We start from the raw sequence: 26,380 nt of genomic DNA on the forward strand, positions 1-26,380 counted from the left end.
TCCGCCGGCCAGGCAGCCGGCATGCCCGTGGTGTCCTCCGAATCCGTGCTGGCACTGAAAAGACGGGCCCGGCGGATCAACAGGGCCCTGGCGGAGAAATACCCGTACGCCCACGCGGAGCTTGATTTCCGCAACCCGTTCGAACTGCTCGTGGCCACGGTCCTTTCGGCCCAGACCACGGACGTCACCGTTAACCAGGTCACCAGGGTGTTGTTCGCCCGCTACCCGGACGCGCGGTCCCTGGCCGAGGCGGATCCCGCGGACCTTGAGACGATCCTCAAGCCCACCGGGTTCTTCCGGGCAAAATCCAGGAACGTCATCGCCCTCTGCACCCGCCTGGTGGACGAATACAACGGGGCGGTCCCGGGCCGGCTGGAGGACCTGGTCACGCTGCCGGGCGTGGGACGCAAAACGGCCAACGTGGTGCTCGGCAACGGCTTCGGCATCCCCGGCATCTCGGTGGACACCCACTTCGCCCGGCTGGCCAACCGCTTCGGCTGGACGCAGTCTGATGACCCCGTCCAGATCGAGCATGACGTGGCCGAGCTGTTCGACCGCAAGGACTGGACCATGCTGTCCCACCGGGTGATCTTCCACGGGCGGCGGGTATGCCACGCGCGGAAGCCCGCGTGCGGGGCCTGCCCCGTGGCCACCTGGTGCCCCAGTTTCGGGCTGGGCGAAACAGACCCCGCAAAGGCAGCCAAGCTCCTGAAGTACGAGCTCGCGCCCGGCAGCGAGGCGCTGCTGGACCAGTTGCTGGCCGAGACCCACAGGGCCGCCGAAATCCGGATGGCATCCCAGCAGAGGACACCGTGAGCGCGCGCGAGGACCTGCTGCACCTGGCGCACCGGGCGGAATCCGGAACCGCTGCCGCGCCGGATCCCCTCTGGGCAGCCCTGACGGTGGATGCCGAACAGGCCAGGAGGGCGGCAGTGCTGATGCTTTTTGGCGCCCTTGATGACGTCCCGGCTGTCTCGGGCAAGCCCCTGGCACCGGCCGATCTTGACGTCCTCCTGCTGGAGCGCGCCCACACCCTGGGTTCGCACCCGGGGCAGGTGGCGTTCCCGGGCGGCGCCATTGACGCCCGGGAAACGCCGGTTCAGGCAGCTTTGCGCGAGGCCGAAGAGGAAACCGGCCTTGATTCGGGCGGTGTGGAGGTCCTTGGCACCCTGCAGGAGCTGGGGCTCGCCCACAGCAACTTCCTGGTCACCCCGGTGCTGGGCTGGTGGCGCTTGCCGTCACCTGTCCGTGTGGTGGACTATGCCGAGTCGGCCCAGGTGTTCCGGGTCCCCGTCCGTGACCTGCTGGACCCGGACAACCGCGTGATGGCAACCGTCCACCGTGCCGGGCGCAGCTTCGACAGCCCGGCCTTCACGGTGAACGGTGTAGTGGTGTGGGGTTTTACCGGAATTGTCTTGAACGGGTTGTTCGAGCAGCTGGGCTGGGCCGTCCCGTGGGACCGGAGCCGGCTACACCGGATGGGCGTTTAGCCCTCAGGCCTGCTGCTGGCGAAGATCCACCACAATTCCTGTGGCGGCGTTCTCCCGGACTGCCTTGACGCCCTCAAGCACTGTGTTGAGGGACTTGAACTTGGGTGAGACGGCAACCGTGTTGCCCTCTGCGTCCGTGAGCCGCAGCCGGTAGGCCTCGTCCCCTACTCGATGAATTTCGAACCTGCCCGCCATATGCCGGACCTCCCCTGGAATGCGTCGTTGCATCAGCTTTTGACCGATCTGCCTCAGTCGCCTCTTCGACCATAGCCCGCGTCACAAGCCTCTGGCGAGCTACTCCCGGGTAGGTTACTTCGGGGGTCAGAACGTCCCCGCGGCGCCGGAGTGGCGGACCTATTTCGCGTTGTCGTAGGAATCAACAACGGCCACACTGACGGGAAACTCCACCGGGATTGGCCCGAACAGCAGTTCCTTGGCGGCGCTGGCCGCCTCTTCAATGGCGGCGATGCAGGCGTCCACCGCTTCCGCCGGCGCATGAACCATCACCTCGTCGTGCAGGAAGAAGACGAGTTCCGCGTTGACGTGGCCGTCGGCCCGGAGGGTGCGCAGCCGCCGTCGTAATTCCGCCAGCCAGCATGCCGCCCAGTCCGCAGCCGAACCCTGGACAACAAAGTTGCGGGTGAAGCGACCCCGCGAACGGGCGATCGATTCAGCCCGCCGCTGCTCCTCGGCAGAGGCGGACCGCTGGCTCTGGAACCACCGTTCCGACGGCGGCGGGCTGCTCCGCCCCAGCCGGGTGGTGACCGTTCCGCCGGCCTCGCCGGTGCGGGCCGCCTGCTCAACAAAGTCCACTGCCCGGGGGAAAGTCTTTGCGAGCTGCGGCATGAGGCGGCCGGCCTCGCCGGAGGTGGCGCCGTACATGGCCCCCAGCAAAGCCATCTTCGCTTTTGCCCGGTCCCCGCCGAATCCCTTGGCAGCAATGCCCGCGTAGAGGTCCTGGTTCCGGGCAGCCTCTGCCATGGAAGGGTCGCGGGCGAGGGCCACCAGGACGCGCGGTTCCAGCTGGGAGGCATCCGCGACGATGAGCTTATAGCCCGGATCGGCATGGACTGCGCCGCGGATCTGGCGCGGAATTTGAAGGGCGCCGCCGCCGCGCGACGCCCAGCGGCCGGACACCACGCCACCCACCACGTACTCGGGCCGGAACCTGCCGCCGTCCACCCAGGCGTCCAGCCAGGCCCAGCCGTTGGCTGTGTGCAGGCGGGAAAGCTGTTTGTAGGCGAGCAACGGCTCAATGGCGGGGTGGGTGGATTCCCTCAGCTCCCACTTCCTGGTGCTTTTGACCTCTATCCCGTTGCGGTGCAAGGCACGCATCAGGTCCTGCGGGGAGTCAGGATTCAGCGTGGGTGCGTTCAGGAGTCCGCGCAGCTCCTGGTTCAGCGCCTCAAGCCTGGCCGGGCGCTGGCCCAGGGGAGGCCGGGGGCCGAGATGGTCGGCGAGGATCTGCCCGTGCAGGTCTTCGCGCCAGGGGACGCCGGCGTGCTGCATCTCGGCGGCGATCATGGCAGCAGCGGACTCGGCTGCCAGCAGCAGCTGCAGGCGGCTGCGCTGGTTCTCCTCCGGACTGACCGAGGCAAGCGCCACCTGCTGGGCAGCGTATTCAGCACGAAGCTCTTCCGGGCTGCGGCGTTTTTCCGGCCGGATCGCGGGAGCATCGAACAGGGCGCCCTGGTCTGCCGGGGGAGGCGGCGGCTGCAGCGTCCGGGGCGGCTGGAGCGGATCCTCAACCACCACCCGTTCCGTATTCCTGGCATAGTCCGTGTGCCCGGTGAACCGGGAGAACGCCAGGATGTTGCCGCAGAGGCTGAGGTCGTAGCACCTTTCCAGCTCGACGCCGGCTGCCAGCAGGGCCGGGTACCAGTCCTGGGTGCGGTGCCAGATCCAACGGGGCGGCTGCCCGCCCGGCCGGCGGCTTTCGAAGTGACGAACGACGGCGGGAAGATCGCCGGTGCTGACCAGCCGGGGTTCCGGCGTGGCCGGCAGGGGCTGTCCAGCCTGCGTGAGTTCCTGCAGGGCCGCGCCGTGGGGGTGGGCGGCGAGCAGGAGGTACATGGTCCCATTCTGCCTTGTTTCCGGGGCTGACCGTGGCCGGCGGTGCGGGGTTGCTGGCTTGCCGGAGTTGGTTTTCCACATACGGGGCTGGACCCCTTACCCGCTGTGTTTTAGGGGCGGAGAGTGGCTTTATGAGCAGGCACCAGCTGATCCCTTCCCACCCTGACCCTTCCCACTCCGGTGCCGTCAGCGGCCCGCTCGGGGAGGGTCCGCCGGGACTCTCACGGCCTGGTGTCCCCGGGCCGGCGGGGGCTGCCGGGGTAGACGGGGACGCCTGGCTGCCGGACGGTGGTGATGACATCCTGCTGGTGACGTCCTCCACTGTCCTTCGTGCGGAGGTGGAGCGGATCGTGGCGGCTGCAGGGGCGCAGCTGCGCGTTGCAGCCACTGCAGCAGAGGGAGGCAGGCATTGGGACGGGGCGGCAGCCGTGCTGGTGGGAAGCGACATCCGGGAGCTGCCCCCGCGACGGCGGGCCCCGGCTGTCCTGGTGGGACTCGACGGCGAAGGTGACAGCCTGTGGCATCTCGCGGCTGTCCTCGGCGCGGAACGGGTTGCTGTCCTGCCGGATGCTGCAGCTTGGCTCGCCGACCATCTCAGCCGGTCCCGTTCACCCGGTCCAGGCGGGGTGATCCTGGGCGTGACCGGCGGCTGCGGGGGTGCCGGTGCCACCACGGCTGCGATTTGGATCGCCCAGGCGGCGGCCGGGCTCGGAGCCCGGGTGCTGCTGGTGGATGGAGATCCCTGGGGCGGCGGGCTGGAACTGGCCCTGGCCGCCGAAGAGAACCCCGGCCTGCGCTGGCCCGACCTTTCCGAGGCCAGGGGCAGCATCGATCCCATCCAGCTTGCGGACTCGCTGCCTGTTGCGGGCGGGTTCTCGTTCCTGTCGTGGCCTGCCAGCCGGGAGCAGCCGGTACCCGTCGCCGCTGCCGCCACCTCAGGCATCCTTGATGCTGCCCGCCGCGGGTATGAGCTGGTGGTGGTGGACATTGGCCGGGGAGCCGACCCCATCCATACGTTCGCCTGGGACTGCGACCGCATCGCCATGGTGGTTCCGGCGCAGCTTAAGGCTGCTGTCGCCGCCGTGCGGCTGCTCCAGGAGTTTCCCCCGGTTGAGGCTGCCCTCCTGGTCCGTGGCAAGTCCGGCGCAGCGCTGGATGGTCCCCTGATCGCCGAGGCCATCGGACTTCCGGTCCAGGGACGGGTGCCTGAGCTGCGCGGAGTGGCTGGAGCCATGGAATCAGGCCGCCTCCTTGAGCTGGGAAAACGGCGGGCGGTCCGGCATTTCGCGGCTTCCGTGCTGGACCTCCTCGGGGACGGGCTGGCTCCGGGAGGACCCGAATGAGTTACCGGGCGGGCGCTGGGGCGCCGGGCCCAGAGACGGGAGTCCGGCGGCGGGCGCGGATCCTGGACGCGGGCCAGGACAGTCCCCGGCAGGACAGGCCGCGCCTGGAAAGTCCCCGCCAGGAGGGCGGGCGCCCGGGTGAACCCGGGCCCGGCGAATGGCGTCGGCGCGAACGCCGCACAGGTGAGCGGCAGGCTGTTGACCTGGGACTCCTCGAGTCCGTGCGGGAGTCCATGATGTCGGACGCGGCCGCGGTGACGCCCTCGCGGGTGGCTGCGGCGGTGCAGGCCACAGGGAAGCTTTTGGGCACGGCGGGTTCACTTGCCGCCGTGGAACGGATCAGCGCCGAGCTGAACGGCCTGGGCCCGCTGCAGGCTCTCACCCGGGACCCGGCCGTGACGGACATCTTTGTGAATGCTCCCGGGTCCGTGTGGGTGGACAGGGGCCGCGGCATCGAGCGAGTGACCGTGGCCTTCGACAACGAGGCCCAGCTCCGGGCGTTGGCCTGCCGGCTCGTGGCGGCAGGCGGCAGGCGCCTTGATGACGGCTCACCCTGCGTGGACGTGCGGCTGGCCGGAGGCTACCGTGTCCATGCCGTGCTCCCGCCCGTCTCTACGGCCGGGACGCTGCTCAGCATCCGGATCCGGCGCGAACGTGTTTTCACGATGGATGAGCTGCGGGACAGCGGCATGTTCAGCTCCGGACTGCAGCGTGTCCTGGAACGGGTGGTGGAGCACAGGTTGAGCTTCCTCATCAGCGGGGCCACCGGGTCCGGCAAGACCACCCTGCTCTCCACGCTGCTTGGACTGTGCAGTCCGGCAGAGCGGTTGGTCCTCATCGAGGATGCCTCGGAACTGAATCCTGTCCATCCGCATGTCGTGTCCCTGGAGTCACGCCACGGAAACCTGGAGGGCGGCGGCGAGGTGGATCTTGGCGATCTCGTCCGGCAAGCGCTGCGCATGCGGCCGGACAGGCTGGTGGTGGGTGAATGCCGCGGCGCGGAAGTCCGGGAGCTGCTCACCGCCATGAACACCGGACACAGCGGCGGGGGCGGGACTATCCATGCGAATACTGCCGCTGCAGTTCCCGCCCGGCTCACTGCGCTCGGTGCGCTCGCCGGAATGAATCCTGACGGCGTGAGGCTTCAGGCAGCGAGCGCGCTGGACGTGGTCATCCACGTTGACAGGACGCACCGGGGCCGGGCAGTGGCGTGCGTGGGCCTGATCGGGGACGGCCCCGGCGGACTCACCGTCCAGCCTGCCCTGGAAAGTGTTGAAGGCAGAGTGGCCGCCGGCCCCGGGTGGACCGCGCTGGCGGCACGGTTGGGGCTTGACCCGGGACCGCCCGTATGATCCTCCTTCTTGTCGTTTCCCTGGGACTGGCTGCAGTGCTGCTTGCCAGGGCGCCGCTGGGTGCCCCCGCCAGGTTGCGCCGCACGGGCGCGTCCGGCCCGGTTCCGGGGCCAAAAGAGCCCTCACGGGGCGGCTTTGCGGGAAAGCTGCATGGCGCCGGCAGGGGAGCAGAACGGCCTGCGGCCCCCATGACCCTGGTGGTACAGCAACTCGCCGCGCTACTCAAGGGCGGCCGCACGCCGGCGCGGCTCTGGGAGGAGATCTGGGACGTCTATGGTTCTTCCGGCTCCCATGCGTACGGCCTGTCCGCGGAATCCGGTGCCATGTTGGCCGCCGCGCGTGCTGCGGCCAGCCGCGGCGTTCCCGTTTCGGAAGCCATCCGCAGGGCGTCGCCGTCCGCTTTTCCCCGGCGGGACAGGGAGTCCCGCATATGGTCGGAGCTCGCGGCCTGCTTCGACATCGCTGAAGCAAGCGGCTGCCCGCTCGCAGACGTACTGACCAGGTTCGCCGCACAGCTTGAAGTGGAGGACGACGCCGACGCGGCCCGCCAGACGGCCTTGGCCGGACCAAAGGCTACCGTCAGCCTCCTTACCTGGCTGCCGCTGATGGGGCTGGGCCTGGGAATGGCCCTGGGCGTGGACCCTCTCGCCATCCTGCTGGGAACACCCTGGGGACTCGCAGCACTTGCAGCCGGAGCCGGCCTGACAGTGGCCGGGCGCTTGTGGTCGGCCCGGCTAGTGGCCGCGGCAGCAGGGGCTGGAGCGCCATGAGCCCGCCTTCCGCCGCAGTGCTCGCGCTCTTCCTTACCCTGGCCGCGGCGGCAGCCCTGGCCGGAAGCGGGCGGGGCAGGCCCCGCAAGCGGCTGCTCAGCCTGTCCTCCGGTGCCACGTGCCGCAGCGCGAAGGCCTCCGCCGGTGACGGAGGGAATATGTCCGGACCTGCGCCCGAAGGGCTGAGGGACACCGCCATGATGCTCGAACTGGTGGCCGCCATGCTGGACGCCGGATCGGGCATCGGCCGTTCACTCGAACTGGTGGCCGCCTCGGCTTCTGACAGGTACCGCGGCGCACTTCGGCCGGTTGTGGCGGCACTGGCAATCGGGGCCGACTGGGAAACCGCATGGCGCAGCAGCGCGGTCCGACTCCCCGAGGTCCTGGAACTACGCGACGCCCTGGGGTTCGCGGCACTGACAGGTGCTCCGTCGTCAGCGATTCTCTACGCGCAGGCGGCACGGCTCCGCCGGGAGAGGTTCCGTGCAGCCGAGAAGCGCGCGGCATCACTGGGCGTGAAGCTGGTGGTTCCGCTGGGCCTCTGCTCCCTTCCGGCCTTTATCTGCCTGGGCGTGGTTCCTGTGCTGCTTGCCCTGGTGCCTTCCGGGTCCTAGGCGTCCGTGTCTTCTCCTCCACAAGGGGAAACCGCTGAGCTTTTCCACTTACGAACCCGCGGGGCTTACCGCGCCAGGCAAGGCCCGGAAGAGTCAAGACAGCCGGCAACACCACCGGCCCAAAGGAAGGAAACACCACATGTCCACTCATTACCGCCCCCGCTACGCTGGCGGAGCCACGGCGCCCGCCACTGCCCGTGCCGCCTCTCGGGAACACCGCAGCACCGGCCGCCACGGCCTCCACGCCGGGGGAAGCAGTCCGCTGCCTGCAAACGCCGTGGAACTGTATCCGGGTGCAGGCGCGCCGCGGACCAGCAAGGGCCGGGTCCAGCTCCTCGGATCAGAAGCAGGGATGGCAACCGCCGAATACGCCATAGCCACCCTCGCCGCCGTGGGCTTTGCGGGGCTCCTGGTCTTCATCCTCCGCAGCGAGGAGGTCCGTGGCTTCCTGCTCACCCTGATCCGCACCGCGCTGGCCTTGCCATGACACGGGCACCGGCCGTGCTCCCGGCCACGGGTTCGTCCGGTACAGCTCCGACCGCCACAGGTCAGTCGGTCACGGGTCCGTCTGTGGCCACGCAGTCCGCCACCGGGCGTACCGGAGGATGGGATCGACGGGCCTGCAGTCCCTTCGGAGGCCCCACGGCTCAGGGCTCGCGCGGCGCGGTGACGGCGGAGTTCGCCGTCACCCTGCCCGCGGTCCTGATGCTGCTGGCCATGCTGCTGGCAGGGGCCTCCGCCGGGGTCACCCAGCTGCGGCTGGAGGAGGGAGCGCGTGCCGGCGCCCGCGCACTTGCCCGTGGTGACGACTCCGCCGCTGTGGAAAGGATCGTCCGGACGCTGGCCGGCGGGTCGGCGTCCGCGGCGGTATCGGCCGACGGCGAGTGGCTGCATGTCACTGTGACAGACCGCGTGGGCGGTCCCCTCGGCGCATCCATCCCGTGGCACCTGACTGCGCGGGCCTCCACCCGGAGCGAGACGGCGGGATGACACGCTCCCAAGTACTTGGAACGGGGCGCGGGCTCCGGACGAGCCTGACCAGGCGTCGCGGTGCAGGCCGGAACGGAAGTGCAGTTGGCACCAACCGGGAACGCGGCTCGGGGACGGTGCTGGCGGCCGGCCTTGCCCTGGTGGTGATGACGGCCATGGCGCTGATGCTGATGCTGGCGCAGTCTGCCGTCCTGGCCAGCAGGGCGGCATCCGCTGCCGACCTTGCGGCACTGGCCGCGGCCGACGCCCTGCGCGGCCTCGCCTCCGGGGAGCCCTGCACCGTGGCGGCGGAGGTGGCTGCCCGGCACGGGGCCGCAGTAGTGAGCTGCACCGAGGGCACTGGCCAGACTGTCGAGGTGAGGACCGAACTGGTGGAACGGACGGTGTTCGGAGCTGCCCACGGGCGCTCCCGTGCGGGGCCTCCACCCTAGCCAGTCCAGGTCAGTGCCGCACTTCCAGGCCCGGGGAGGCGGCCTCGGTGGAGTTCTTGAGCAGGACGTCGAGGAGGGTGATGGCGGCCGCCTTGTCCAGCGGGTTGTTTTTGTTCCCGCATTTGGGTGACTGGACGCAGGAAGGGCACCCGGAATCACATTCGCAGGCCTTGATGGCGTCACGGGTGGCTGTCAGCCAGACCTTGGCCTTGTCGAAACCGCGCTCCGCAAAACCCGCGCCGCCGGGGTGCCCGTCATACACGAAGATGGTGGGCACCCCGGTGTCGGCGTGCAATGCCGTGGACACCCCGCCGATATCCCACCGGTCGCTGGACGCCACCAGGGGCAGCAGGCCGATGGCTGCATGTTCCGCTGCGTGCAGCGCGCCGGGAAACTGGGCTTCGATCAGGCCCGCCCCGGTGAGGGAGCTGTTGTCCACCACGAACCAGACGGCCTTGGTGAAGAGTTCGCGGGCACCCAGTTCCAGCGGCTCCTCCCCAAGGATTTCGTTGGAGATGAGGGCCTTGCGCTGGAAGGAAACAACCTGGGTAGTCACTTTGACGTCGCCGAAATGAACAGAGATGTCACCCCATTCCGCCGTCCGCTGGGTTTCCAGCACGTCGATCTGGGTCACGTCCCGGGCGGTGGTGTAGTAGTCGGGATTGGCGCGGCGCACCATCACGCAGTGATCGTCCTCGTTGAGGTCCTCCACCACGTAGCTGTCACCCTGGTGGATGTAGACGGCGCCGGTGTGGGCCTGGTAGTGCGTCTGCGGGGAATCCATCGTGCCAAGGAGGGAGCCGGTCTCGGCATCCACGATGCTCACCGGCCCACCGCCATCGGCCCGCAGGTTCACCATGGCCGCCGCGCTCTGGGAGTGTGTCCAGAACCAGCCCGCGGGCCGCCGCCGCAGGTAGCCTTGTGCCACCAGCCTGTCCAGGAGGGACTCCGCGGTGCTGCCGAACAGGACCAGTTCGGCGGGTCCCAGGGGAAGCTCGGCAGCCGCGGCGCACAGGTGCGGCCCCAGGACGTAGGGGTTGGAGGGGTCGAAGACCGTCGCTTCCACTGACACGTCGAAGATCGCCTCGGGATGGTTCACCAGGAAGGTGTCCAGGGGATCGTCGCTGGCCACGAAGGCCGCGATGGCATCCTGGCCCGCCCTTCCGGCCCGTCCGATCTGCTGGAACAGGGAAGCCCGGGTGCCTGGCCATCCTGCCACCAGGACGGCGTCGAGGCCGGAGATATCGATGCCCAGTTCCAGCGCTGAGGTACTCGAAACGCCCAGCAGTTCGCCGGAGCGCAGGGCCCGTTCCACCGCACGGCGTTCTTCGGGCAGGTATCCGGAACGGTAGGCGGCCACCCGCTGCGGCAGGCTGGGATCCACCTCGTCCAGGAGGCGTTTCGTGATCGAGGAGATGGTTTCCGCCCCGCGCCGGGACTTGATGAACGCTATGGTGCGGGTGCGCGCGGACACCAGGTTTGCCAGCAGGTCGGCGGTTTCTGCCACCGCCGTCCGCCGTTCCCTGGCGCCGTTCTCGCCCCGGACTTCGGTCAGGGCCGGTTCCCAGAAGGCCACGGTGGTGGAACCGTGCGGGGAGCCGTCACGGGACACGGCCTTGACCGGGGCGCCGATGAGCCGGGCGAAGGAGACGTCAGGCTCCGAGGCTGTGGCGGAGGCCGCGATGAACACTGGGCCCGGGTGGGCCGTGCCTGCCCCGTAGTAGGCGCAGATCCGGCGCAGCCGCCGCATCAGGTTGGCCACGTGGGAGCCGAACACTCCGCGGTAGCTGTGGGCCTCGTCAATGATCACGTAGCGCAGGCGGCGGAAGAACCCGGCCCACCAGGCATGGTTGGGAAGGATCCCGAAGTGGAGCATGTCCGGGTTGGCCAGGATGAAGTTGGCGTGGTCCCTGATCCAGCGGCGGGACGCGGGGTCGGTGTCGCCGTCGTAGGTCTCCGCCCGCACGGTGGGCAGTTTCAGGGCGCGGATGGCGTTGAGCTGGTCGGCCGCCAGGGCTTTGGTGGGGGAGAGGTACAGGGTGACGGCGCCGTCGTCGTGGATTTTCCCCGGGTCAGCCAGGACCCGCAGTTCGGAGCGGTGGATGGCGTCGATGGCCGGCAGCTGATACGCCAGCGATTTCCCTGACGCGGTTCCGGTGGCCACCACAACGTGTTCGCCGCCGTGGGCTATGCCGGCTGCCTCCACCTGGTGCCGGTAGGGCTCCTGGATGCCCAGCGATCGGTACGCCGCGACCAGGTCCGGGTGGACCCAGACGGGCCATGGCTCATGCTCGGCCTCGCGCGCCGGGATGGTTCGCACATGACGGAGCTGTTCCGGGTCCGGGCCGCGGCCCAGCAGGGGAATCAGGGAGTCATGGGGGTTCACCCCCACATTGTTTCACCCGGCGGAGCCTTGCCGGCCCCGGTTCGCCATGGGGGTAACAGGAAGGGTCAGCTCAGGGAGAGGTCGGAACCGTCATGGGATGCGGAGAGCATCAGCACGCGGGAAACGGTGGTCCAGCCGAGGTGGGAATACAGTTTCCGGCCGTCGGCGGAGGCCAGGAGAAGGCCCTCCTGCACGTCGTGCTCGAAGGCCTGGGCGGCCAGGGCACGCATGATGAAACTGCCCAGGCCGCGGCGCTGGAAAGCCGGTTCGGTGATGATCTTGTCAAACACCGCGGTTTCCCCCACCACAAAAACGCGTCCGCTGGCCGCCAGGGTGTCGCCGGAGCGGACCTCTGCGTAGTGCACGCCGTCCTGCTCCCACGTCGAATGCGTGAGGTCGTCGTCGGAGAGCCAGGGATCCTCGGCGTCCTGGGTTTCCATATCCACGATCATCATCGCCTGCGAGCTGGAGGTCACGTTCAGGCCGTGCCGTTCCGCCAGGGCGGAGTACCGGGGGATGTCATTGGTGAGGATGGTGAGGACCCTCGCGGGTGCTTCGGCCGTCTTTGCGGCCAGGGCTGCGAACTCATCGTCCGCGGGCTCGGAAGCGAAGAATTCCCAGTCGCCGCTGGTGTCGGCGCGAAGCGCAGCAGGGAAACGGCCCTCGGTGGATGTCCTGTAACCGCGACAGCCGGCCCAACCGGCCACCCACACCTCAAGAAGGCCAGTGATGTCTTCAACCATGGTTTCCGGACTCATGGCATGAGACTATTCCAGCCCGACCGCCAGCAACAGGGGGCTGCCAAGAGCTTATGCAATTGTGATGCGGCGGAAGCGCCGGTACGGGCCGGCAGTCATGGCCGCTGCTCCGGCAGCCGCAGGTTTCCCGCGCCGCCCGCCTAACCGTGCCGTTACCCTTAAATACGTGGCTTTAAACCGAATTGTGCTTTTTTACGGCTTTACCCCCCTTCCCGACCCGGAGGCGGTGCGGCTCTGGCAGCGTGCCCTCTGCGAGAAGCTCGGGCTGACGGGCCGCATCCTGATCTCCAAGGACGGCATCAACGCCACCGTGGGCGGTGAGATCGGTGCCGTGAAGCAATACGTGAAGACAACCCGCGAGTACCAGGGCTTTCGGGACATCGACGTGAAATGGTCCGACGGTGGTGCGGAGGACTTCCCGCGCCTCAGCGTCAAGGTGCGCGATGAGATTGTCTCCTTCGGCGCCCCCGGCGAGCTGAAGGTCGATGCCCAGGGGGTGGTGGGCGGCGGAACCCACCTTAAGCCCGAGGAACTGCACCAGCTCGTTGACACCAAGAAGCAAAGCGGGGAGGACGTGGTCTTCTTCGACGGGCGGAATGCCTTCGAAGCGCAGATCGGCCGGTTCAAGGACGCAATCGTCCCGGACGTTGCCACCACCCATGACTTCATCCAGGAACTCGAGTCCGGTAAGTATGACGGGCTCAAGGACAAGCCCGTGGTCACCTACTGCACCGGCGGAATCCGCTGCGAGGTGCTGTCCAGTCTGATGGTGAACCGGGGCTTCAAAGAGGTGTACCAGCTGGACGGCGGTATTGTCCGCTACGGTGAAACCTTCAAGGACCAGGGCCTGTGGGAGGGCTCGCTCTACGTCTTCGACAAGCGCATGCACCTGGAGTTCAGCGACGACGCGAAGACCATCGGGCAGTGCACCCGCTGCGCAGCGCCCACCAGCAAGTTCGAGAACTGCTCCAACCCCAGCTGCCGCACCCTTACCCTGTACTGCGCGGAGTGCGCCTCCAGCCCGGAAACCCTCCGCTGCCCGGAGGGCTGCGCCGCCTAAGCACAGGCAACCACCTCAGAGGAGCCGCAGCCGGTAGGCGTAGTTCGCGCCTGTCCTGGCCTCCACCCTGATGGTGAGCGCTGTCTCCGAGGAGAGATAGATGACGTTCTCCCGGTTGATCCCGCACCGGAGCCCCAGGTCCACCAGGGTCAGTGAGTCGCTGCGGACCGTGAAGGTCACGCGCCGCTGGCTGCGGCACGCCAGGGCCAGCGCGTAGGTGCCAGTCCCCAGCACCGGCGTGGACTCCGTCCGGACGTTGCCCGCGGCCACAAGGCCCGCCCCCGCGGAGGCCACGGGCTGCCCGGTGTCGGGCAGCGTGCGGGCCGCCCACGCGCCAACGTCCTCCTCGCTGACGGGGTCGTTCTGCAGGGGGTCGCGGGTGAACACCGGCCCGGGAAGACGCGTCCCTTCCGCCTCGACGGGCCCTGGCAGGTTCCGCCCGTCGTCGTACGTATATTCACACCCGCCCAGCACCATGCCGGCGGCCATGGCAGCAATGACGACGGCGGCGGCCGGCTTCCGCGCAGGCCGCACCCGTGCGTCCCCACCGGGGGCCGTGGGGACGGTGGATGGCGCGGAGGCTGTCCGCACACTGGGCATAGTCCGACTGTATGCCCGCAGGCGACGGCGGGCCAGAGCACGGAAGGCGGTTATTCCGCGGGGGCCAGCCGGTAGGCGTAAATGAGGGGTGCGTCCACGCTGTACGTGCTGATGTCCAGTGTGCCGGCGTCCGGCAGGGTGATTTTTGTCATTTCCCGGCTTCCGTTGCAGGCTGCTCCGGCGTCCGCCAGCTTCTTCCCGTCCAGCGATACGGCGAAGAAGGCCTTCCCGCCACCCTCGCACGTGGCGGTGAGGGTATAGCGCCCCGCCGGGACATCAGCGGCTTCCCTGATGATGCGGTCCCGGTTGAGGATTTTACCGGCGTCCTCAAGGACCGCTCCCGGAACCGGGGGCAGCGCGGTGGCCTGCCACTGCGGAACGTCCGCGTTCTCGATGGAAACAACGGGGGAGCACCCGGCCAGGACAAGGGCCGCCGCACCCGCGGACACGGCGGACCACGGCATCAGGCGGGCGCTCCGCGCGGGCCGGAACCGGGCGCGCGGAGGGACGGAAAGACGCGAAGGCATGCCTCAACGCTACCCGGTGCGGGCGGCCCCGGGCTCCGGCGCCCGCCGGACTAAACTTGGGCAGTGCCTAAATCCCCATACGAGTTCACCGCCGGCAACACCCCGGACGCACCCCGCAGCGACCTCCCGGAACTGCTCACGGCCCTCGCCGCCGACCTGAGGCGCCTGGACTACACTCCCGACGGCGTCGCCCGGCTCCTGGGCGCCGCAGCCTCCGCTGCCCTGAACCGGGACCAGATCATTCCGGCCCTGCTGGCAGTGGACCGGGTACTGCGCCAGGACGAAGGGAACGCGGCGCTCGCCGCCGTCGTCCGCCTGTGGCTCCTGGCCGAGCCGCAGGCGAAGGAAACACTCGACGCCGCCCTTCCGGGCATCGGTGCCGACGGCCTCCTCACGCTGGGGCTTGTTGAGCCCGTTCCCGGCGCGGGTCTGTTGGCTGCCAAAGCTGACTTGCGGCCGTACGGGTGGGAGGGGAACGAAGGTCAGAGCGACAGCGGCAGCGGGGGTGCGGAGCTCTGGGTGGCCAGCGATCTGGCCGCGCACCAGCAGGCGGGGGTGCTGCGGCACGACCATGTGCTCGGCATCGGCCAGGCGTCCACCACCCTGGTGCAGACCACCGTCCGCCGCCATACGGAACGCGCCCTGGACCTCGGCACCGGATGCGGCATCCAGACCTTCCACCTGCTCCACCACTGCGAGCACGTCACGGCAACGGACATCTCCGAACGGGCGCTTGCGTTCACGCGCTTCAACATCCTGCTCAACGCCGCGGCCCTGTCCGTTGACCCGTCCCGGCTGGAGGACAGGGTGAGCCTGCGCCTGGGGTCGCTGCTGGAGCCTGTGGCCGGTGAGGAGTTCGGGCTGGTGGTGTCCAACCCGCCGTTCGTGATCACACCACGAAGCGCAGGCGAGGACGCCGCGGACCAGTTCACCTACCGCGACGGCGGACTGCCGGGCGATGGGATTGTTGCCTCGCTGGTTGCCGCCCTGCCGGGTGTCCTGGCGCCCGGCGGCACCGCGCAGATGCTGGGGAACTGGGAAGTGGCGGCCGGAACCGGGTGGCAGGAGCGCCCGCGGATGTGGGTCCGGCCGGACACGGATGCCTGGTTCATCCAGCGCGAGCAGGTGGGACCGGAGCAGTACGCGGAAACCTGGCTGCAGGACGCCTCCGAGGGCCGGGACCGGCAGCACTACCGGGACGCTTACGCGGCCTACCTGGCGGACTTCGAGTCGAGGAACGTGGAGGGCATCGGCTTCGGCATGGTATGGCTCCGGCGGCCGCCGGCACCCGGGCAGGGCACCTTCAGCCGGTTCGAGGAAATCACCTACCCCATCGAGCAGCCCATCGGCCCCCACCTGGGCGCCGCCGTCGAACGCATCGACTGGCTGGCCGCGCACAGCCTGGAGGACGCGCACCTGCTGGTGGCGGAGGACGTCACGGAGGAGCGCCACCAGCGCCCGGGGGCGGAGCACCCTGGCGTGATCCTGCTCCGGCAGGGCGCAGGCCTGCGCCGGACAAACCTGCTGAGCACCGAACTGGCAGGCTTCGTGTCGGCCTGCGACGGTGACCTTTCCGCCGGGCAGATTGCCGGTGCTTTGGAGGCGCTGCTCGGCGGCGGGATGGTGGGGGAGGACGGGTTCGACGCCGGTTCCTTCCGGGGCGGGCTGCTCACCGATGTGGCCAATCTGGTGCGGGACGGCTTCCTGATCCCCGCCGCCGGATAAGGCACGGAGCAAGGCGCCCACAGCGCCCGGCAGAACCCCCTTCTTTTCCACATGGATGCGCACATTTCTGCAAAATATGGTGAACTAGGCCAGTATGGGCGCATCTGCCCGAGCAACCTTTTTCTGTAGGAGCACCGTGCCAAGCAAGGCCAAAACCGGCAAGAAACTCGTGATTGTGGAGTCTCCGGCCAAGAGCAAGACCATCGCCAAGTACCTCGGCGAGGGCTTCATCGTAGAGGCCTCCATCGGTCACATCCGGGACCTGCCGCAGCCGTCCGAACTCCCCGCCGAGCTGAAGAAAACGTCGGTGGGCAAGTTCGCCGTCGACATTGACCACGACTTCAAGCCCTACTACGTGGTGTCCGCGGACAAGAAGAAAAAGGTGACTGAGCTCAAGGCCGCGCTCAAGGACGCCGACGAACTCTATCTCGCAACCGATGGGGACCGCGAGGGCGAGGCCATCGCGTGGCACCTGCTGGAAGTGCTCAAGCCCAAGGTCCCGGTATACCGGATGACGTTCGGCGAAATCACCAAGGAAGCCATCCAGCGCGCCATGGGCAACCTGCGCGACGTGGACACCGCGCTGGTGGACGCCCAGGAGACCCGCCGCGTCCTGGACCGCCTGTACGGCTACGAAATTTCCCCGGTGCTGTGGCGCAAGGTGGCCCGCGGCCTGTCCGCCGGCCGCGTGCAGTCCGTGGTGACCCGCATGGTGGTGGACCGCGAACGCGAGCGGATGGCCTTCAAGGCCGCCTCCTACTGGGACCTCACGGGTCAGTTCGGCGCCGACGCCGGCTCCTTCAAAGCCAAGCTCGCCGCCGTGGACGGTGCCAAGGTTGCCAGCGGCCGGGACTTCAACGACGACGGCGTCCTGACGTCGAAGAACGTTGCCCACCTGAACGAGGAACTGGCTGCGTCCCTGGCGGCAGGGCTGCAGGACGCTTCGTTCACTGTCCGGTCCGTGGACACCAAGCCGTACACCCGGCGCCCGGCTGCGCCCTTCACCACGTCCACGCTGCAGCAGGAGGCGGGACGCAAGCTGCGCTTCTCCTCCAAGAGCACCATGCAGGTGGCCCAGCGGCTGTACGAAAACGGCTACATCACCTATATGCGTACGGACTCCTCCGCGCTGAGCGACGAAGCCCTCACCGCCGCGCGGCGCCAGGCGTCCGAGCTGTACGGCCCGGAGTACATCCCGCAATCACCGCGCGTGTACACAGGCAAGGCAGCCAACGCGCAGGAGGCGCACGAGGCCATCCGCCCAGCCGGCGACTCGTTCCGCACCCCGGCCCAGGTGGCCAAGCAGCTCTCGGGCGACGAATTCCGCCTGTACGAACTCATCTGGAAGCGCACCGTCGCGTCCCAGATGGCCGATGCGAAGGGCTCGACGGCGACCATCCGGCTGGGTGCCGTCGCTGCGGACGGCCGGGATGCCGAGTTCTCGGCCTCCGGCACCGTGATCACGTTCCCCGGCTTCCTCGCCGCCTACGAGGAAGGCAAGGACGAGACCCGCGGAGACGACGACTCCGACGACGCCCGCCGGCTGCCCAACGTGGCCAAGGGGGATGCCCTCAAGGCCTCCGAGATCCTGGCAGTGGGCCACGAAACCTCACCGCCGCCGCGCTACACCGAAGCGTCACTGACGGCTGAGCTGGAGAAGAGGGGCATCGGCCGCCCGTCCACCTACGCCTCCACCATCTCCACCATCCAAGACCGCGGATACGTCCGGAAACAGGGTTCTGCGCTGGTCCCCAGCTGGATCGCCTTCTCGGTGATCCGCCTGCTGGAGCAGCACTTCAGCGACTATGTTGACTACGAGTTCACCGCGGACATGGAAGGCGACCTGGACAAGATCGCCAACGGCCAGGCCGTGGGCGCCTCCTGGCTCCGCCACTTCTACTTCGGTGAAGACTCGGACCCGGGCCTGCTGAGCATCGTGAACAACCTGGGCGAGATCGACGCCCGCGAAATCAACTCCATCCCCATCACCGATGAGATCACGCTCCGGGTTGGCAAATTCGGCCCGTACCTGGAAAGCTCGGCCGCCACTGTTGACCCGAAGACCGGGGAGATCGTGGAGTCGCCCCGCGCCAACGTGCCCGAGGACCTGGCTCCGGACGAACTGACCGCTGCCAAGGCCATTGAGCTGATGGAAACCGCAGCCCCCGAGGAACGGGTGCTGGGCACCGATCCGCACACCGGGCACACGGTGGTTGCCAAGAACGGCCGCTACGGCGCCTACGTCACCGAGGTCATCCCGGAGATGACCGAGGAACAGATTGCCGCCCAGCCGGTGGAGTACTACAAGAACGGCAAGCCCAAGCCGCCGAAGAAGCCGGTCAAGGCGAAGCCCCGCACCGGCTCGCTGTTCAAGTCCATGACCGTGGAGTCGGTCACCCTGGACGAGGCGCTGCAGCTCATGAGCCTGCCCCGCGCCCTGGGCGAGGACGGCGAAGGCAACCTCATCACGGTGCAGAACGGCCGGTTTGGTCCTTACCTCAAGAAGGGGACCGACTCCCGGTCCATCGGCTCCGAGGAAGAGATCTTCACCATCACCCTGGACCAGGCGCTGGAGATCTACTCCCAGCCGAAGCAGCGCGGTGCCCGGGCCGCCGTCCCGCCACTGGCTGAGTTCGGCCCGGACCCGGTGTCGGAGAAGAACATCGTGGTGAAGGAAGGCCGCTTCGGCCCCTACATCACGGACGGGATCACCAACATCACCGTTCCGCGGGCAACCTCACTGGAGGAGCTGACCCGCGAACAGGCCGTGGAACTGCTGGCGGAGAAGCGTGCCAAGGGTCCGGTGAAGCGTACGGCCACCCGCAAGGCTCCGGCCAAGAAGAAGGCCACCGCGAAGAAGTAGCGGCTGTTACGGGGTTTGCATGGGGCACTGGATCGTGATCGGGTAGTGGGATGACTGAACAGCCAGCGCACACGGATCTCCAGCCCCTCAACGACCTCGAGGAAAAGCTCGCCAAGGGCGGGCAGCCTGACGCCAGCCCGGTAGACGTCATCCTGTCCTTCCTGAACAGTGAGGTCTACATCATCAGTTCGGACGGTATCGAGGGCGAGGACTCCCAGGTGGAGCCCCTGGTCCTGGGCAACGCCGACGGCGATCCCGTCCTCGCCGTCTTCTCGCACCCCAGCCGCGTGGACCAGCAGTACCTCGAAGCTGCTCCCAACGTGCTGGGAACCCAGGGCGCGGCCATCATCGCCAACATCGGCGACGAACTGGGAATGGTCATTAACCCGGGCGCAGCCTACGGTTTCGAGATCAACCCCGAAGGCGTGGCCAACATCAAGCGCGACTTCAAGCGGGCTGACGAGGAATAATGGCACCATGCGGCTAGGCGTCCTCGATATCGGGTCCAATACTGTCCATCTCCTCCTGGTGGATGCCCACCCCGGCGCGCGCCCGGTACCCTTCGCCTCGCACAAACGGCCGCTGTCCCTGGTCCAGTACCTGGAGCCGGACGGCAGCATCAACGACGCAGGCCAGCACGAGCTCACCGAGTTCGTCCTTGAAGCCTGGGAATTTGCGGCCAGGCACAAGGCCGAGGACCTCCTGGCCTTCTGTACGTCAGCCATCCGCGAGGCCACCAACGGACCCGAGGTCCTGGCCCGCGTCAAGCACGAAACCACCGTGACCCTGCAGGAACTCACCGGCAGCGAAGAAGCATCCATGACCTTCTTCGCCGTCAGGCGCTGGCATGGGTGGGGCGCCGGTCCCATCCTGAACCTGGACATCGGCGGCGGCTCCTTTGAGATGGCCTTCGGCCAGGACGAGCTTCCGGAGGTGGCCACTTCCGTGCCGCTGGGTGCCAGCCGGCTCACGCGGGACTGGCTGTCCGAAGATCCGCCGTCGGCCAAAAGCGTCAAGGAGCTGCGGCGGTACATCCGGGCTACCCTCAAGCCTGCGGTCCGGGAGTTCGACGGGCTGGGCCGGGCCAACGTGGTGGCGGGAACGTCAAAGACCTTCCGTTCCCTGGCGCGGATCGCCGGGGCCGCCCCCAGCGCGGCCGGCCCCTACGTCAAGCGCGAGCTGCAGGCCTCGGACCTGGGGGTCTGGGCGCAGCGCATCTCGGCCATGAAGGTCGAGGACCGGTTGCACCTGCCGGGCGTCTCGGAAGCCCGCGCCCACCAGCTGCTGGCCGGAGCGCTCGTGGCGGAGGCAGCTCTGGAACTCTTCAAATTCAAGAAGCTGAGAATCTGCCCGTGGGCCTTGCGCGAAGGCCTGATCCTTCGCCGGCTGGACCAGCTGGTATTTTCCGGGCCGCTGGAGCTGGCCCCCCACCTGGCGCCGCCGCAGGCTGTCGAAGCCGCAGTCTAAAAACCCCTTTAAGCGGAAATACCGGCGCCGGCAACAGGAAAATGGGGGAAAACCTGTTGCCGAACGCCGGTACCCTGGCAGGGATCCCCATCCCTGCCGCATCACTCGCACCCTCAATGAGGTAATAACTACGTTAGGGCGCCAAGTTGTGAGGCACCTGCACCCAACATGGGAGCCACCTGTGAATGGATTTCGGGGAGTTCCCACCATTTTCGTGTCCGTCCCGGGTCATGGTTTTCTGCGCCTGCCCGGCCGAACTGTAATGATGGAGCCATGAGCAACCGAATCGCATTCCTTGGCTGTGGATCCATGAACGAAGCAATTCTGAGTGGCCTGCTGGAATCCGGAACGGATCCGGCGGACGTCGTCGCAACCGTCCGGAGGGCAGAGCGCGCCGCCGAGCTGGCAGAACGGCACCACGGGGTGACCGCAATCGCGGGGGAAGAGGAGCCGGACAACAACAAGCAGGCAACCAAGGGATCCGGCGTCGTGATCCTTGGCGTCAAGCCTGTTGGCATTACGGAACTTGCACGGGAGATCAGCAGCTCGCTCTCGCCCACCACGGTGGTGGTCAGCGTGGCCGCGGCGGTATCCATTGCGCAGCTTGAGGCGGCACTGCCGGCTGGGCAGCCGGTCATCCGGTCCATGCCCAATACACCGGCCAAGCTGGGCCGCGGCGTGGTGTCGGTCTCGCCGGGCACCAACTGCACCGCGGAGCAGCTCCAGAGGGTCAAGGACGTCCTGCACGGCGCGGGAACGGTGGTGGAGGTCCCCGAGGAACAGGTGGACGCGCTGTCGGCGATCAGCGGCTCCGGACCGGCCTACGCCTTTTACCTGGCTGAAGCGATGGCCGCAGCAGGCCGTGAGCTTGGCCTGGACCCGGATCTGTCGCTTCTCCTCGCCCGGGAAACAGTGGCCGGAGCCGGCTTTATGCTGGCCGAGCCCGGCGCCGATCCGAGCGCACTGCGCAAAGCCGTAACCAGCCCGAACGGCACCACCGAGAGGGCCATCGCCACGTTCGACGAGCGCGGCCTGCCCGCCATTATTGCCGCCGGCGCCCGCGCCGCCGCGGAGCGGGCAGCCGAGATCACCCGGCAGCTCGGCTGACTCACGGAGTTTTTGTCCAGATATGCGGACTTAACCATCGTTCAAGCCTGCATATCTGGACAAAAACTCGGAAACTAGGGGCGGGCTGCAAACCGTTCCAGCAGGTCCACGTGGCCGGACACGATCAGCATGTCCCGGGAGGAAACCTTGGTCTCCGGGCGGGCGTAGGTGAAGTCCTCACCCGGCGACTTCACGCCGACGATCGTCACGCCGTACTTGGACCGGACCTTGGACTCGTCCAGCGTGAATCCCACCGTTTCGCGCGGGGGATACATCTTCACAATGGCGAAGTCGTCGTCGAACTCGATGAAGTCCAGCATCCGGCCGGAGACCAGGTGCGCGGCCCGGACACCGGCGTCGGCCTCCGGGTAGATCACGTGGTTGGCTCCGATGCGGGTGAGGATTTTGCCGTGGGAGGGCGTAATGGCCTTGACCCAGAGGTGCTCGATGCCAAGGTCCACGAGGTTGACTGTGATCAGCACCGAGGATTCGATGGACGTGCCCACCCCCACCACGGCCGAGCTGAACTCCTGGGCGCCCAGCTGGCGGAGTGCGTCGATGTTGGTGGCGTCGGCCTCCACCACGTGGGTCAGGGTAGCGGCCCACTTTTGGACGAGGCTCCGGTCGCGCTCGATGGCCAGTACTTCGCGGCCCTGCTTCACCAGTTGTTCGGCCGTTGCCGATCCGAACCGGCCAAGCCCAACGACCAGGACTGGCGCGTTGTGTGCTGGGCGCCGCGGGGCATCTGGGGAACTAGCCAATGATGGGCCTCTCTTCCGGGTAGTGATACAGCTGCCTGCGTTGCCGCAGGGCGAGGGCGGCGGCGAGGGTTACTGTACCAACACGCCCCATGAACATCAGGGCAGTCAGGACGTATGCTCCTGCCGGCGGCACCTCGGCGCTGAGGTTCGTACTTAGACCGCAGGTAGCAAAAGCGGAAATCGCTTCGAACAGCACGCGGTCAAGGGGCGCCCCGCTGATGTTCAGCAGGAGGAACGAGCCTACCGAGACCAGGGTGGCGCCGGCTACGATCACCGAAATTGCCACCCGCATGGCACCCTGCGGGATCGTACGGCCGTGGACCTTCACATCGGCATCGCCCCGGGCCTCCGCCACGATTGCCAGGAACATGATGGCGATGGTTGTCACTTTGATGCCGCCGGCCGTCGACGCGGAGCCTCCGCCGGCAAACATCAGGGCGTCGGTCAGCAACATGGTGGTGGATTCCATCTGGTTCTGATCCACGAGGTTGAAGCCGCCGGAACGGATCTGGACGGAAGCGAAGACCGAGTGCAGGACCTTGTCACCGATGCCCATGGTGCCGATGGTGCGCTGGTTGTCCCATTCCATCAGCGCCCAAAGGACGCTGCCCGCCGCGAAGAGGATCAGGGACACTTCGATTGTCAGCTTGGTGTGCAGGTTCCACTTTTTCCAGTTGAGCCCGTTCTGGAGCAGGACCATAACAACCGGAAACCCCAGGCTGCCAAGGAACACACCAGACATGATGGGAATTAGAATCCACAGGTCGCTCGCGAATGGAACGATTCCGTCCGCGTGCGCAGTAAAGCCTGCGTTGTTGAACGAGGATATCGCGTAGAAAAAGCCGTGCCAGACAGCGCCCCAGAAGCTCTCACCGAGTACCAGGAACCGGGGGATGAGGACAAGCGCCAGGACGGCCTCGATCACCACCGATGTGGTGATGACGATCCGCAGGAGTGTTCCCACTTCGCCCAGCCGCCCGGCGTTGTTCATGGACTCTGCCGCAATGATCTTTCCGCGGACGCCCAGCCGCTTGCTCACCATCAGCGCCAGCAGTGACGCGAGTGTCAGGGTGCCAAGGCCTCCAATGAAGATCGCGATGAGGATAACCAGCTGGCCGAAGAAGGACCAATGAACGGCAGTGGTAACCACCGTGAGGCCCGTAACGCAGACGGCGGACACCGCTGTGAACATGGCCTGGTGGAGGGGAGTGACGTTACCGTCCGCTGATGAGGCCGGCAGCGAGAGGAGAAACGTGAAGAGCAGGCAGACGGCGGCGAACACCGTCAGGGCAAGCCGGGCCGGCGAGGTATTCGCAATGTCGTCGACGAAGTCCCGCAGCCGCGTAAGGATCCAGAGGCCTTCCCGCTCCTGCCCTGCGGGATGCCAGTTGGCCGGGGTACGGGGCCTCGACTGGCTTTGCGTCATGTGTGGCTTTTCCTCGGTAGAAACTGCTTCCCCCAGTAGTAAACCACTAATGCATGCGTCATGACTGGGCAGGAGGGGTGCCGCGCTCAGGTAGCCTGTGATTGATGACATACCTGCCGGGCCTCACCTTGCCCGCGCCCCCAACGGTGGTGGCGTGGAGTTCTGACATGACCGCCTACAATTTCGGCCCGGGCCACCCCATGGCGCCGGAGCGCATGGACCTGACAGCCCGGTTGGCGGCCACCCTTGGGTTGTTTGACCTGGAGCATGTTGCGGTGGAGGCGCCGGGAGTGGCGGACGACGCCGACCTTGAGTCCGTGCATTCCCCCGAGTTTGTAGCGGCGGTAAAAAAGGTCAGCGCACATCCCGGCCAGCCTGACGAGGCCCGTGGCCTGGGCACCGAGGACGACCCCGCTTTTGCCGGAATGCACGAGGCAGCGGCCCGCCTGGCCGGAGCTTCGCTGCTGTCCGCCTCCCGGATCCTGGACGGTTCAGCCCTGCGCGCCATCAATTTCGGCGGGGGCATGCACCACGCCTCCCGCGAGCGGGCCAGCGGGTTCTGCATTTATAACGACGCTGCACTTGCCGTTCAGAAGCTGCTCGACGGCGGCATCCGCAGGGTGGCGTATATCGACGTCGATGCGCACCACGGGGACGGAACGGAAAGTATTTTCTGGGACGACCCCCGCGTCCTCACGGTTTCGCTGCACGAGAGCGGGCTGACGCTGTTCCCGGGCACCGGGTTCGCGAACGAGATCGGCGGTCCGCAGGCGGAGGGGACGGCCGTGAACGTCGCACTGCCCTCGGGAACGGGGGACGCCGGCTGGCTGCGCGCCTTCTATGCCGTGGTCCCGCAGCTGGTGGCCGCCTTCCAGCCGGAGGTGATTGTCAGCCAGCACGGCTGCGACTCCCACCGCCTGGATCCCCTCACGCACCTCAACCTCAGCGTTGACGGGCAGCGGGAGGCCGCCTCCGCCGTCGGGAACCTTGCAGCCCGCCACTGCGACAACCGCTGGATCGCCACGGGAGGCGGCGGCTACAACGTCCTCCAGGTGGTCCCGCGGTCCTGGAGCCACCTGATTGCCATCGCGGCCGGACGGCCCGTGCCGCTGCGCACGCCGGTCCCGCAGGACTGGCGTGACTACGTCCAGGAGAAGTTCGGATCCTCCGCGCCGGAGCTGATGAGTGACGATGTGGAGCTCTGGTGGCGGTCGTGGGAGGTCGGATTCGATCCCAATGACGCCGTGGACCGGACGGTGATGGCAACCCGGAAATCCGTGTTCCCGCTCCACGGACTCGACCCCTGGTTCGACTGACGCGTTGCCTTCAGGTGTTCCGCTTCTCCGTCTGGAACACCACGCCCGCCGCGCCGATGAGCCATCCCAGCAGCGATAACGCGAAGGCCCCGATCAGGTCCGTGGACGCGGTTCCCTTGGCGAGCCAGAGCAGCAGGACGGCCAGGCCCACGGCGAGGTAAACGATGATGGCTGCGACGATCCTCCCCGACAGCCTGGCGGTGACGTCCGACGGGTTGACCGCAGTGGAGCTTCCCGGCGCCCCGGGCCCTGATGTCCGGCGGGCATCCTGTTCAGACTCGTCACGGCGGACCTCGGCGATGGTAAAACCCAGCGCAGATGCCGTAAGGGAACTCAAGGATGTGGCCAGGACGCCGGCCGCGGTGACCAGGGCTCCATTGAGGGGCGGCGCCACAGTCCTGCCGTCAGGCACCCAGAACCCCACACGCAGCAGCACGGAGCCCCACACGGCGACGAAGAGGCCCAGGAAAACGAACGCGATGATGTTGAACAGTTGCTGGCGGAGGACATCCATGCCACCCACTCCTCAGGTCACTCTGGCTGCTGACCGGGAACCCGGGGCAACCCTGGAACCGTTCTAGCACCGCGGAAGAACCTGGGCAATGGCGTTCGGATACGGGCCGAAATAGTTGATGCCTTTCGGCGTATATGTCGCTAGGGTTGAGGCATGGTGACAGACGACGTATTTGCCGTCATAGCGGAATCGACCCGGCGTGACATTTTGGTTTCCCTCCGCTCCGGAGACAAGGCCGTGGGCGAACTGGTGGAGGAACTGGCGGCGAGCCAGCCCACCATTTCCAAGCACCTCAAAGTCCTTCGCGAAGCCCAGCTGGTGAGCATGAGGGCCCAGGGCCAGAAGCGCTACTACGCACTCAACCGCAAACCGCTGGAGGGCATCGCCACCTGGCTTGAAACCCTGGACGTGGGAGCGGCGGCGCCAGCGGAAGCAGCCGGCCGGGCGCCCGTGCACGCCGCTGCTGCTGAAAGCAGCCAGGAACAGGCTTCCCCCACCACCACCGAGGAGGCACCCGCGCACCAGATGGCCGCCACTGCCGGCGCTGTGGCGGCCGAGGCTGTGTCCGCCGGTGTCCTGGCGCGCGACGGCGCCGAGCTGAGTCCCGCCGTCGTCATTCCCGGCGGAACCACGGCGCCCCTGAGCGATGACAGCGTGCCCCAGCAGATCGGCAGGACCGTGGGGCGTGCTGCCACCAAGGCCGCCGACCTCCTGGCGAACCTCCCCACCCTGCCGAAGTTCGGCCGCAAAAGTAAGTAGCAGCAAGTGTCGTTCTGAGCGCTCAAAACGACACTTACTGCTACCTGG

The 26,380-nt window shown here is 67.6% G+C and carries 26 protein-coding genes; 17 read left to right on the top strand and 9 right to left on the bottom strand.

Annotated elements, in window-relative coordinates; all coding sequences use genetic code 11:
• The first annotated feature begins 21 nt into the window (after positions 1-21).
• Positions 22-816: an endonuclease III gene (nth, locus tag IEX43_RS15755; protein WP_188812676.1), complete on the top strand. Its 795-nt coding sequence runs from the start codon at positions 22-24 to the stop codon at positions 814-816.
• A complete protein-coding gene (locus tag IEX43_RS15760; RefSeq protein WP_188812491.1) occupies positions 813-1,490 on the top strand; it encodes an NUDIX hydrolase in 678 nt (225 codons plus the stop codon). Before nth ends, IEX43_RS15760 begins: the two co-directional genes overlap by 4 nt.
• A gap of 3 nt (positions 1,491-1,493) precedes the next feature.
• On the opposite strand, the gene IEX43_RS15765 is transcribed toward IEX43_RS15760, so the two are convergent.
• On the bottom strand, positions 1,494-1,685 hold the full coding sequence (locus IEX43_RS15765; RefSeq protein WP_188812493.1) for a YegP family protein: 192 nt from the start codon (positions 1,683-1,685) through the stop codon (positions 1,494-1,496).
• Positions 1,686-1,844: 159 nt separating this feature from the next.
• Positions 1,845-3,563 (bottom strand): bifunctional 3'-5' exonuclease/DNA polymerase, encoded by a 1,719-nt coding sequence (locus IEX43_RS15770; protein ID WP_188812495.1) that lies wholly within the window; start codon positions 3,561-3,563, stop codon positions 1,845-1,847.
• A 278-nt stretch (positions 3,564-3,841) separates the two neighbouring features.
• Between IEX43_RS15770 and ssd the strand changes: the two genes are divergently transcribed.
• The 7 genes from ssd (at position 3,842) to IEX43_RS15805 (ending at position 9,063) form a co-directional block, all read left to right on the top strand.
• Positions 3,842-4,906, top strand: a complete 1,065-nt coding sequence (ssd, locus tag IEX43_RS15775; protein WP_229666505.1) for a septum site-determining protein Ssd — start codon at positions 3,842-3,844, stop codon at positions 4,904-4,906.
• The gene (locus IEX43_RS15780) at positions 4,903-6,258 is read left to right on the top strand and encodes a TadA family conjugal transfer-associated ATPase (protein ID WP_188812497.1); all 1,356 of its coding nucleotides are present in this window, start codon (positions 4,903-4,905) and stop codon (positions 6,256-6,258) included. Before ssd ends, IEX43_RS15780 begins: the two co-directional genes overlap by 4 nt.
• Positions 6,255-7,028 carry a hypothetical protein gene (locus IEX43_RS15785; RefSeq protein ID WP_188812499.1) on the top strand — a complete coding sequence of 258 codons (774 nt, stop codon included), beginning with the start codon at positions 6,255-6,257 and terminating at the stop codon, positions 7,026-7,028. Before IEX43_RS15780 ends, IEX43_RS15785 begins: the two co-directional genes overlap by 4 nt.
• A complete protein-coding gene (locus tag IEX43_RS15790) occupies positions 7,025-7,642 on the top strand; it encodes a type II secretion system F family protein (protein WP_188812501.1) in 618 nt (205 codons plus the stop codon). The genes IEX43_RS15785 and IEX43_RS15790 overlap by 4 nt, the downstream gene beginning before the upstream one ends.
• A 139-nt stretch (positions 7,643-7,781) precedes the next feature.
• Positions 7,782-8,129: a DUF4244 domain-containing protein gene (locus IEX43_RS15795; protein WP_188812503.1), complete on the top strand. Its 348-nt coding sequence runs from the start codon at positions 7,782-7,784 to the stop codon at positions 8,127-8,129.
• 179 nt (positions 8,130-8,308) lie between these two features.
• Positions 8,309-8,632, top strand: coding sequence for a TadE family type IV pilus minor pilin (locus tag IEX43_RS20335; RefSeq protein ID WP_308422249.1), 324 nt, complete (start codon positions 8,309-8,311; stop codon positions 8,630-8,632).
• Positions 8,629-9,063 carry an Rv3654c family TadE-like protein gene (locus IEX43_RS15805; protein ID WP_188812508.1) on the top strand — a complete coding sequence of 145 codons (435 nt, stop codon included), beginning with the start codon at positions 8,629-8,631 and terminating at the stop codon, positions 9,061-9,063. The genes IEX43_RS20335 and IEX43_RS15805 overlap by 4 nt, the downstream gene beginning before the upstream one ends.
• Positions 9,064-9,073: 10 nt before the next feature.
• Here IEX43_RS15805 and IEX43_RS15810 read toward each other — a convergent pair whose 3' ends face one another.
• Positions 9,074-11,449: a DEAD/DEAH box helicase gene (locus tag IEX43_RS15810; RefSeq protein WP_188812510.1), complete on the bottom strand. Its 2,376-nt coding sequence runs from the start codon at positions 11,447-11,449 to the stop codon at positions 9,074-9,076.
• Between the two features lie 65 nt (positions 11,450-11,514).
• Positions 11,515-12,207 carry a GNAT family N-acetyltransferase gene (locus tag IEX43_RS15815; RefSeq protein ID WP_104184718.1) on the bottom strand — a complete coding sequence of 231 codons (693 nt, stop codon included), beginning with the start codon at positions 12,205-12,207 and terminating at the stop codon, positions 11,515-11,517.
• Between the two features lie 166 nt (positions 12,208-12,373).
• Here IEX43_RS15815 and trhO point away from each other — a divergent pair, with 166 nt between their 5' ends.
• Positions 12,374-13,267, top strand: a complete 894-nt coding sequence (trhO, locus tag IEX43_RS15820) for an oxygen-dependent tRNA uridine(34) hydroxylase TrhO (RefSeq protein ID WP_188812512.1) — start codon at positions 12,374-12,376, stop codon at positions 13,265-13,267.
• Positions 13,268-13,282: 15 nt separating this feature from the next.
• On the opposite strand, the gene IEX43_RS15825 is transcribed toward trhO, so the two are convergent.
• Together IEX43_RS15825 and IEX43_RS15830 are read right to left on the bottom strand one after the other, a co-directional pair.
• A complete protein-coding gene (locus IEX43_RS15825) occupies positions 13,283-13,867 on the bottom strand; it encodes a hypothetical protein (RefSeq protein WP_229666496.1) in 585 nt (194 codons plus the stop codon).
• A 50-nt stretch (positions 13,868-13,917) separates the two neighbouring features.
• Positions 13,918-14,394 carry a hypothetical protein gene (locus IEX43_RS15830; RefSeq protein WP_188812514.1) on the bottom strand — a complete coding sequence of 159 codons (477 nt, stop codon included), beginning with the start codon at positions 14,392-14,394 and terminating at the stop codon, positions 13,918-13,920.
• Positions 14,395-14,457: 63 nt separating this feature from the next.
• Between IEX43_RS15830 and IEX43_RS15835 the strand changes: the two genes are divergently transcribed.
• The 5 genes from IEX43_RS15835 (at position 14,458) to proC (ending at position 21,556) form a co-directional block, all read left to right on the top strand.
• A complete protein-coding gene (locus IEX43_RS15835) occupies positions 14,458-16,119 on the top strand; it encodes a DUF7059 domain-containing protein (RefSeq protein ID WP_188812516.1) in 1,662 nt (553 codons plus the stop codon).
• A 136-nt stretch (positions 16,120-16,255) separates the two neighbouring features.
• On the top strand, positions 16,256-18,982 hold the full coding sequence (gene topA / locus IEX43_RS15840; RefSeq protein WP_188812519.1) for a type I DNA topoisomerase: 2,727 nt from the start codon (positions 16,256-16,258) through the stop codon (positions 18,980-18,982).
• A gap of 50 nt (positions 18,983-19,032) precedes the next feature.
• Positions 19,033-19,452, top strand: a complete 420-nt coding sequence (locus IEX43_RS15845; protein WP_066278885.1) for an SseB family protein — start codon at positions 19,033-19,035, stop codon at positions 19,450-19,452.
• A 7-nt stretch (positions 19,453-19,459) separates the two neighbouring features.
• Complete coding sequence (locus tag IEX43_RS15850; RefSeq protein WP_188726793.1) at positions 19,460-20,449, top strand: Ppx/GppA phosphatase family protein; 990 nt, start codon at positions 19,460-19,462, stop codon at positions 20,447-20,449.
• 273 nt (positions 20,450-20,722) lie between these two features.
• Complete coding sequence (proC, locus tag IEX43_RS15855; RefSeq protein WP_188812520.1) at positions 20,723-21,556, top strand: pyrroline-5-carboxylate reductase; 834 nt, start codon at positions 20,723-20,725, stop codon at positions 21,554-21,556.
• Between the two features lie 74 nt (positions 21,557-21,630).
• On the opposite strand, the gene IEX43_RS15860 is transcribed toward proC, so the two are convergent.
• Together IEX43_RS15860 and IEX43_RS15865 are read right to left on the bottom strand one after the other, a co-directional pair.
• A complete protein-coding gene (locus IEX43_RS15860; RefSeq protein ID WP_188812522.1) occupies positions 21,631-22,317 on the bottom strand; it encodes a potassium channel family protein in 687 nt (228 codons plus the stop codon).
• Positions 22,310-23,743: a TrkH family potassium uptake protein gene (locus IEX43_RS15865; RefSeq protein ID WP_188812524.1), complete on the bottom strand. Its 1,434-nt coding sequence runs from the start codon at positions 23,741-23,743 to the stop codon at positions 22,310-22,312. Before IEX43_RS15865 ends, IEX43_RS15860 begins: the two co-directional genes overlap by 8 nt.
• Before the next feature lie 104 nt (positions 23,744-23,847).
• Between IEX43_RS15865 and IEX43_RS15870 the strand changes: the two genes are divergently transcribed.
• Complete coding sequence (locus IEX43_RS15870) at positions 23,848-25,059, top strand: acetoin utilization protein AcuC (protein ID WP_188726799.1); 1,212 nt, start codon at positions 23,848-23,850, stop codon at positions 25,057-25,059.
• A 10-nt stretch (positions 25,060-25,069) separates the two neighbouring features.
• Here the strand turns inward: IEX43_RS15870 and IEX43_RS15875 are convergent, their stop codons facing one another.
• Positions 25,070-25,573, bottom strand: a complete 504-nt coding sequence (locus IEX43_RS15875; RefSeq protein WP_188812526.1) for a hypothetical protein — start codon at positions 25,571-25,573, stop codon at positions 25,070-25,072.
• Between the two features lie 153 nt (positions 25,574-25,726).
• Between IEX43_RS15875 and IEX43_RS15880 the strand changes: the two genes are divergently transcribed.
• Positions 25,727-26,332, top strand: coding sequence for an ArsR/SmtB family transcription factor (locus IEX43_RS15880; RefSeq protein ID WP_188812528.1), 606 nt, complete (start codon positions 25,727-25,729; stop codon positions 26,330-26,332).
• The last annotated feature ends 48 nt before the right edge of the window (positions 26,333-26,380 follow it).

The sequence above is a fragment of the Pseudarthrobacter polychromogenes genome (assembly GCF_014644495.1).
Classification (GTDB): Bacteria; Actinomycetota; Actinomycetes; order Actinomycetales; family Micrococcaceae; genus Arthrobacter; species Arthrobacter polychromogenes.

What these genes read in the sequence shown, in the direction of transcription:
- nth (WP_188812676.1), top strand. Translation starts at nt 22, where the DNA reads ATGCCCGTGGTGTCCTCCGAATCCGTGCTGGCACTGAAAAGACGGGCC.
- IEX43_RS15765 (WP_188812493.1), bottom strand. Translation starts at nt 1,685, where the DNA reads ATGGCGGGCAGGTTCGAAATTCATCGAGTAGGGGACGAGGCCTACCGG.
- IEX43_RS15770 (WP_188812495.1), bottom strand. Translation starts at nt 3,563, where the DNA reads ATGTACCTCCTGCTCGCCGCCCACCCCCACGGCGCGGCCCTGCAGGAA.
- IEX43_RS15780 (WP_188812497.1), top strand. Translation starts at nt 4,903, where the DNA reads ATGAGTTACCGGGCGGGCGCTGGGGCGCCGGGCCCAGAGACGGGAGTC.
- IEX43_RS15785 (WP_188812499.1), top strand. Translation starts at nt 6,255, where the DNA reads ATGATCCTCCTTCTTGTCGTTTCCCTGGGACTGGCTGCAGTGCTGCTT.
- IEX43_RS15790 (WP_188812501.1), top strand. Translation starts at nt 7,025, where the DNA reads ATGAGCCCGCCTTCCGCCGCAGTGCTCGCGCTCTTCCTTACCCTGGCC.
- IEX43_RS15795 (WP_188812503.1), top strand. Translation starts at nt 7,782, where the DNA reads ATGTCCACTCATTACCGCCCCCGCTACGCTGGCGGAGCCACGGCGCCC.
- IEX43_RS15805 (WP_188812508.1), top strand. Translation starts at nt 8,629, where the DNA reads ATGACACGCTCCCAAGTACTTGGAACGGGGCGCGGGCTCCGGACGAGC.
- IEX43_RS15815 (WP_104184718.1), bottom strand. Translation starts at nt 12,207, where the DNA reads ATGAGTCCGGAAACCATGGTTGAAGACATCACTGGCCTTCTTGAGGTG.
- IEX43_RS15825 (WP_229666496.1), bottom strand. Translation starts at nt 13,867, where the DNA reads ATGCCCAGTGTGCGGACAGCCTCCGCGCCATCCACCGTCCCCACGGCC.
- IEX43_RS15830 (WP_188812514.1), bottom strand. Translation starts at nt 14,394, where the DNA reads ATGCCTTCGCGTCTTTCCGTCCCTCCGCGCGCCCGGTTCCGGCCCGCG.
- IEX43_RS15845 (WP_066278885.1), top strand. Translation starts at nt 19,033, where the DNA reads ATGACTGAACAGCCAGCGCACACGGATCTCCAGCCCCTCAACGACCTC.
- IEX43_RS15850 (WP_188726793.1), top strand. Translation starts at nt 19,460, where the DNA reads ATGCGGCTAGGCGTCCTCGATATCGGGTCCAATACTGTCCATCTCCTC.
- proC (WP_188812520.1), top strand. Translation starts at nt 20,723, where the DNA reads ATGAGCAACCGAATCGCATTCCTTGGCTGTGGATCCATGAACGAAGCA.
- IEX43_RS15865 (WP_188812524.1), bottom strand. Translation starts at nt 23,743, where the DNA reads ATGACGCAAAGCCAGTCGAGGCCCCGTACCCCGGCCAACTGGCATCCC.
- IEX43_RS15870 (WP_188726799.1), top strand. Translation starts at nt 23,848, where the DNA reads ATGACATACCTGCCGGGCCTCACCTTGCCCGCGCCCCCAACGGTGGTG.
- IEX43_RS15875 (WP_188812526.1), bottom strand. Translation starts at nt 25,573, where the DNA reads ATGGATGTCCTCCGCCAGCAACTGTTCAACATCATCGCGTTCGTTTTC.
- IEX43_RS15880 (WP_188812528.1), top strand. Translation starts at nt 25,727, where the DNA reads ATGGTGACAGACGACGTATTTGCCGTCATAGCGGAATCGACCCGGCGT.